The sequence below is a fragment of the Peribacillus sp. P4_C12 genome (assembly GCF_056402095.1).
Map to the genome: position 1 here is coordinate 1 of NZ_JBFUIB010000605.1, position 1,954 is coordinate 1,954.

At 43.6% G+C, this 1,954-nt stretch carries 2 protein-coding genes; both read left to right on the forward strand.

The genetic code is table 11. From position 1 onward, the window contains the following. The first annotated feature begins 4 nt into the window (after positions 1-4). Complete coding sequence (locus AC1DUW_RS27070; RefSeq protein ID WP_477643956.1) at positions 5-1,213, forward strand: acetyl-CoA C-acyltransferase; 1,209 nt, start codon at positions 5-7, stop codon at positions 1,211-1,213. A gap of 64 nt (positions 1,214-1,277) precedes the next feature. After that, the coding region (locus AC1DUW_RS27075; RefSeq protein ID WP_477643955.1) for an enoyl-CoA hydratase-related protein at positions 1,278-1,954 on the forward strand (677 nt) is incomplete at its 3' end.

The following is a 1,954-nucleotide window of genomic DNA, read 5'->3' on the forward strand; positions in this document are numbered from 1 at the left end:
GAAAATGAGAGAAGTTGTGATTATAGATGCTGTGAGAACGCCTATTGGGAGATATAAAGGGGCCTTAAAAAGCGTACGTCCGGATGATCTTGGTGCAATTGTAATAAAGGCGCTAACAGAGCGGAATCCTGGTCTGCCGCCGGAACAAATTGAAGATGTCATTTTCGGAAATGCAAATCAGGCAGGAGAGGACAACCGTGATGTGGCGAGAATGTCTGCACTTTTAGCAGGTCTTCCAGTGAACGTAGCAGGGACAACCATTAATCGTTTGTGCGGCTCCGGACTTGATGCCGTTATGTATGCTGCACGCTCGATAGCTGTCGGGGAAGGGGATATTTACGTCGCAGGTGGAACTGAGAGCATGACTAGGGCGCCGTATGTCATGGCCAAACCTGAGAGTGATTTCCCGCGTGGGTCGATGGAGCTTCAAGATACAACGATCGGCTGGCGTTTTACGAATAAAAAGCTTGAAGAAATGTATGGCGCAGATTCCATGCCGCAAACAGCAGAAAATGTAGCCCAACGCTTTAAGGTTTCGAGGAAGGATCAAGATCAATTCGCGTTTCAAAGTCAGCAAAGAGCGAAAAAGGCAGTGGAAAATGAGCGTTTTGTTAATGAAATTGTACCTGTTCGATATACGGATCGGAAAGGGAATGAGGTCATCATCGATAAAGATGAACATCCGCGTCCAGACACGACAATTGAAAAGCTAGAAAAACTCAAACCAATTTTTAAAGATGGTACTGTAACGGCTGGTAATGCTTCAGGTGTAAATGATGGAGCTTCAGCGTTACTATTAATGAGTGCCGATAAAGCTAGGGAACTTGGGTTAAAACCTCTGGCGAAATATGTTGTAGGTGCAGTAGCGGGCTTAGAGCCGTCGGTTATGGGCCTCGGTCCTATCTATGCAACAAAAAAAGCGTTGGATAGAGCAAATTTATCTATCGAAGACATCGGTCTAGTTGAATTAAACGAAGCCTTCGCTTCTCAATCTGTTGAATGTATTCGCCAATTAAAATTGGATCAGGAAAAAGTGAATGTAAACGGAGGAGCGATAGCGTTTGGTCATCCACTTGGAGCGAGCGGCGCACGGATATTAACAACACTGGTACACGAGATGAAAAAGCGAAAGGTCCGATTCGGGCTTGCCACGATGTGTGTCGGTGTAGGCCAGGGGATATCCKCTATTATAGAAAATATTGAGAATGATTAATAGAAAGCCCTTATTAGCTAGTCTACATAAGGGATAATTTTAAAAATAAAGGGGGAGAGAACGTATGTCTAATGTTATTTATAAAGTGGAAAATCATATCGGCTATATTACAGTGAATCGTCCAGACGTATTGAATTGTTTTGACTATGTGACCCTTATTGAGTTGCAGGAAGTCATAAATAAGGTCTATACAGACGGGGATATCCGCGTCGTTATTTTCACAGGTGCAGGAGAAAAAGCATTCAGTGCAGGAGCGGATTTAAAAGAAAGAAAGACTTTAAATGAAGCGGAAGTACGAAGAAACGTTAAAGCAATTCGCGATGTATTTAATAGTATCGCAGGTCTTCCTCAGCCAACTATAGCTGCCGTAAATGGATATGCATTGGGGGGAGGGTTTGAATGGTTGCTGTCGTGTGACTTTGCCATTGCAGCCGAAGGTGTATCGTTGGGTCTTACTGAAACAAGTTGGGCAATTATCCCTGGAGCAGGTGGTACACAGCGTTTGCCGAGGTTAATTGGTGAAATGAAAGCGAAAGAATTAATTTTCACTGCTAAAAAATTGACAGCAGAAGAGGCTTATGAATTAGGAATTCTTTTGAAAGTGGTGCCGCGTAACCTCCTGATATCTGTTTGTGAAGAATTGGCAGCAGATATTATGAAGAACGGGCCGGTCGCAGTCAAACAAGCAAAGTATGCTATCACTCAAGGGATGAATACAGACTTACAAACAGGGATGGCCAT